The 4,023-nt window shown below is 46.8% G+C and carries 3 protein-coding genes and 1 pseudogene; 2 read left to right on the top strand and 2 right to left on the bottom strand.

Annotation, left to right across the window (positions count from 1 at the left end):
• Both GRP75_RS20545 and mqnC read left to right on the top strand, forming a co-directional pair.
• A partial coding sequence (locus tag GRP75_RS20545) for an aminotransferase class I/II-fold pyridoxal phosphate-dependent enzyme (protein ID WP_160790226.1) occupies positions 1-1,085 on the top strand: 1,085 nt, incomplete at its 5' end.
• A gap of 433 nt (positions 1,086-1,518) precedes the next feature.
• Positions 1,519-2,652 (top strand): cyclic dehypoxanthinyl futalosine synthase, encoded by a 1,134-nt coding sequence (gene mqnC, locus GRP75_RS20550; RefSeq protein ID WP_160790227.1) that lies wholly within the window; start codon positions 1,519-1,521, stop codon positions 2,650-2,652.
• Positions 2,653-2,748: 96 nt separating this feature from the next.
• Here mqnC and GRP75_RS20555 read toward each other — a convergent pair whose 3' ends face one another.
• Positions 2,749-3,612 carry a YitT family protein gene (locus tag GRP75_RS20555; RefSeq protein ID WP_160790228.1) on the bottom strand — a complete coding sequence of 288 codons (864 nt, stop codon included), beginning with the start codon at positions 3,610-3,612 and terminating at the stop codon, positions 2,749-2,751.
• Between the two features lie 84 nt (positions 3,613-3,696).
• Positions 3,697-4,023: pseudogene (locus GRP75_RS20560) on the bottom strand (cation/H(+) antiporter); the annotation flags it as partial.

The following is a 4,023-nucleotide window of genomic DNA, read 5'->3' on the forward strand; positions in this document are numbered from 1 at the left end:
TTACGGGGGCTTCGAGCGTCCCGATCTATCAAGCTTCTACCTTTCACCATCATGATATTTTTAATCCTCCCCAGCATGACTATAGCCGTTCAGGTAATCCGACACGACAAGCTTTGGAGGATTATATCGCCTTATTAGAAGGCGGAGCCAGCGGTTTTGCCTTTGCATCAGGTATGGCGGCCATCTCTACTACATTTATGCTCTTGTCTGCTGGAGATCATGTCATTGTTTCCGAGGACGTATATGGAGGAACATATCGACTGCTGACCTCCATTTTGAAACGGATGAATATCGAAACGACCTTCGTTGACATGACGGACCTCAACCTTGTGAAAGAGGCGTTGCAGGAGAATACAAGGGCTGTATATATGGAAACCCCGTCCAATCCGACTCTCAAAATTACCGATGTAGCAGGAATAACCTCTTGGGCACAGGATAACGGACTTTTGACGCTATTGGATAATACTTTTATGACACCTTATTATCAACGTCCGATTGAGCAGGGAGTCGATATTGTATTGCACAGTGCGACCAAGTTTCTGGGCGGACACAGCGATGTGCTGGCAGGACTTGCAGTAGCACGTACCGAATCGCTGGGGAGACAAATCAAGCAGCTCCAAAATGGACTGGGTACCGTGCTGGCTCCGCAGGAGTCATGGTTGCTCATGCGCGGTATGAAGACACTGGAGGCTCGTATGGCTCACAGCGAAAAGAGTGCAGCGAAGCTCGCTAACTGGCTGAACGAGCGCAACGACATTGAGGCGGTATACTACCCGGGTCTGGAGAATCATCCAGGACGTGAAGTTCATGAGCGTCAATGCAGCGGTTATGGTGCAGTGATATCGTTTGATGTGGGTTCTGGTGAGCGTGCAAAAGAAGTCCTCAGTCGCGTACGTATTCCAATTGTAGCCGTGAGTCTGGGAGCTGTGGAAAGCATCTTGTCGTATCCGGCGATGATGTCACATGCGGCTATGCCCCATAGTGTACGATTGGAGCGCGGGATTACGGACGGACTACTTCGTTTCTCCGTAGGTCTGGAGGATATTGACGACTTGATCAGTGATCTGGATGAGGCGCTGCGCTAGAGCGTTAGCACATCAGTAGTATCTTTGTCGTTTTCAGGCAGGGAGCAAATATGTACAGTACTAAACAGCAAGTTTCCATTCATTCAGGAGGCTTGCTGTTTTCTATAAGAATGACATGAAGGACAGTGTGAAAAAATGCACTTTTCAGTTCTGTTTTCTTATTTCTTGTCTATATGCAATGTTGAGATAAGCTTGGCAGTTGCCTGTTTTCCTAGGTGAAAAGCAGAAAGAAGCGGGAATAAGTATGGTTCCTTACCTAAAGATATGTTAGTATTATCATTAGGTTTTACTATGCTAAATAGCACAGACAACATACAAGGCCAGTCATGAACATACATTACGGCAGGGTTCGAACGCAGGTTTGTGAAAGCATTCTCGTTCATAAGTCCTGTCTTTCATTTCGTCGCCCTGTGACAGCGAAGGAGGATACACCATGAGTGTAATCGACCATATTTTAGATAAAGCCCTACGCGGCGAACGCCTGAATTTAGAGGATACCGTTTCTTTGTTCGAATCAGATGAGGTAGAAAAAATAGGTCATGCGGCGAATAAAGTTATGAATCGCATGCACCCCGATCCCATTAAAACCTTCGTCATCGGACGAAATATTAACTATACGAACGTATGTGACGTATACTGTCGCTTCTGCGCTTTTTACCGTAGACCGGGTTCTGATGAAGGTTATGTTTTGCCGGATGAGGTGATCTTTCAGAAGATCAAGGAAACGCAGGATGTAGGTGGCACCGAAATTCTAATGCAAGGCGGTGTGAATCCTAATCTGCCGTTCAGTTATTATACGGATTTGCTGAAAGCTATCAAGGAGCGTTTTCCCGATATTACGATGCACTCCTTCTCGCCAGCTGAAATTCACAAAATGAAGGAAAAATCCGGTCTATCCATGGAAGACACGATTCGAGCCATTCATGAAGCTGGATTGGATTCGCTTCCGGGTGGAGGCGGAGAAATTTTGGATGACCGCACACGCCGCAAAATTAGCCGTCTCAAAGGCTCTTGGCGTGATTGGATGGATGTGATGCAAACGGCTCACAAGGTTGGGATGAACACGACTGCTACGATGGTTATCGGCTTTGGTGAGTTGATGGAGGAGCGTGCGCTGCATTTGTTGCGTGTTCGTGATGCTCAGGACGAATGCATTGAAAACAAATATAATTCTGAAGGATTTTTGGCCTTTATTCCTTGGACCTTCCAGCCAGACAACACCAATCTGAAGAAGGAACGCCAGACGCCGGAGGAATATTTGAAGACCGTTGCGATCAGTCGTCTTGTATTGGATAACATCAAGCATATTCAGTCTTCATGGGTAACCATGGGACCTGAAATCGGTAAAAAATCGTTGTACTACGGTTGCGATGATTTTGGCAGCACCATGATTGAGGAAAACGTAGTTTCTGCTGCAGGCGCAACGTATAAGGTTAACATCGAATCCATTTTACAGTTGATCCGCGAGACGGGTCACGTTCCGGCACAGCGCAATACCCGTTATGATATTATTCGTACTTTTGACAGTGCCAGCAGTATTGAACATGATTTTATCATGCAAAATTAATATCCGTTAATATATTGTTAATTACAAAACGCTTATCCATCACTAATCTATGTACAAGGATTAGTGTAGATAAGCGTTTTTTGATGTGTTACTTTGCTAAGCTTTCCATCGTTTCATATACATGATCTCAGCCTGCGGGTCTGCCATTTGGATGACTGCCTTAAAGCGCTGCAAATCCAACAGATGAACGCTGTAAACGATGACCATTTGTTCTTTTTTATCCTCAGATTCGCTTTTAATCTTGCCCTCTATCTGGGCAGAGTCTACAACAGGCGTGCTGTGTATACGCAGCCTGCGATATATGGCATCCTCGACGGTTTGCTGTTTCTTGCTGACAACACAAACCATACGCGTCAGACCGGTAAACATCAGCCGGGTCGTTTCATAGGCGGCGAGGCAGGATAAGGCTGAATAGAGAGCTGGCTCCCAGCCTAGCACAAAGCCAGCCGTAATGAGCAGCAGACCATTACACAGCATAACAATCTGTATTAACGGAATCTTGCGATGTGTTAGCAACAATGTGGATGGACGGCCATCGTCTGATTCGTTAAGTCCTAGTGAATCGAGCAGACCACCGTGACGAGCTGCCAGCCCTGCGCCAAGCCCTATACAGATTCCGCCGCCCAAAGCGCATACGACCGGATGGCCACTCACTGCCGGAAAAGGCGAAAGAATGATGGCTGAGCCCGAAAAGGCGAACAAGCCGGGTAGTGCACGAAGCAGCATGGGTTTGTGAGTAGACAGTGAATACAGCAGCATGAGTGGCAAGTTCAAAACGAATAGCAGTAACCCAAAATGCTCCTGTGAATAAAGCGACATGAGTCTGGAGATCCCCGTGACGCCTCCAGCGATCATATCATGCGGATGCAAAAACAATTCCAGACCGACGGATGCCGTAATTCCGCCAATCACCGTATAAAAGACAGGGAACCTGCTCGCATCTCCTGAAGCGGGCTTCACAAGCCGCCTCATAGAGTTTCGGCATGTTTTACAGCGTGCGGCATAGCCTTCCCTCCTATGGATTGTCGTATCCAGCTTTTACAGTTACGCCGAGTTACTTTCTTCCTTTCGTAGGCGGGGGTCCTTGAACTTAAATATTTTGTTTAACATATTAAAAATAGGTTTTGACTGCTTTGTCAGAAGTGGTCCAAGAATCGCCAGTATGAGTACATAGATGGCTGCAAAGGGTTGAACAATATCAAGCAAACCGCCTTCTTTACCCAAGTTGGCCATGATAATCGAAAATTCACCCCGTGCCACAATGGTCAGGCCGATATTTGCTGACGCTTTGGGAGATAAGGAGGCTGTACGCCCAGCCAGCATTCCTGCCCAAATGTTACCAAACAACGTGAGGATGACTGCTACCAGTGC

This window comes from Paenibacillus sp. OT2-17 (assembly GCF_009827695.1).
GTDB classification, from domain to species: Bacteria; Bacillota; Bacilli; order Paenibacillales; family Paenibacillaceae; genus Paenibacillus; species Paenibacillus polymyxa_B.

What these genes read in the sequence shown, in the direction of transcription:
- mqnC (WP_160790227.1), top strand. Translation starts at nt 1,519, where the DNA reads ATGAGTGTAATCGACCATATTTTAGATAAAGCCCTACGCGGCGAACGC.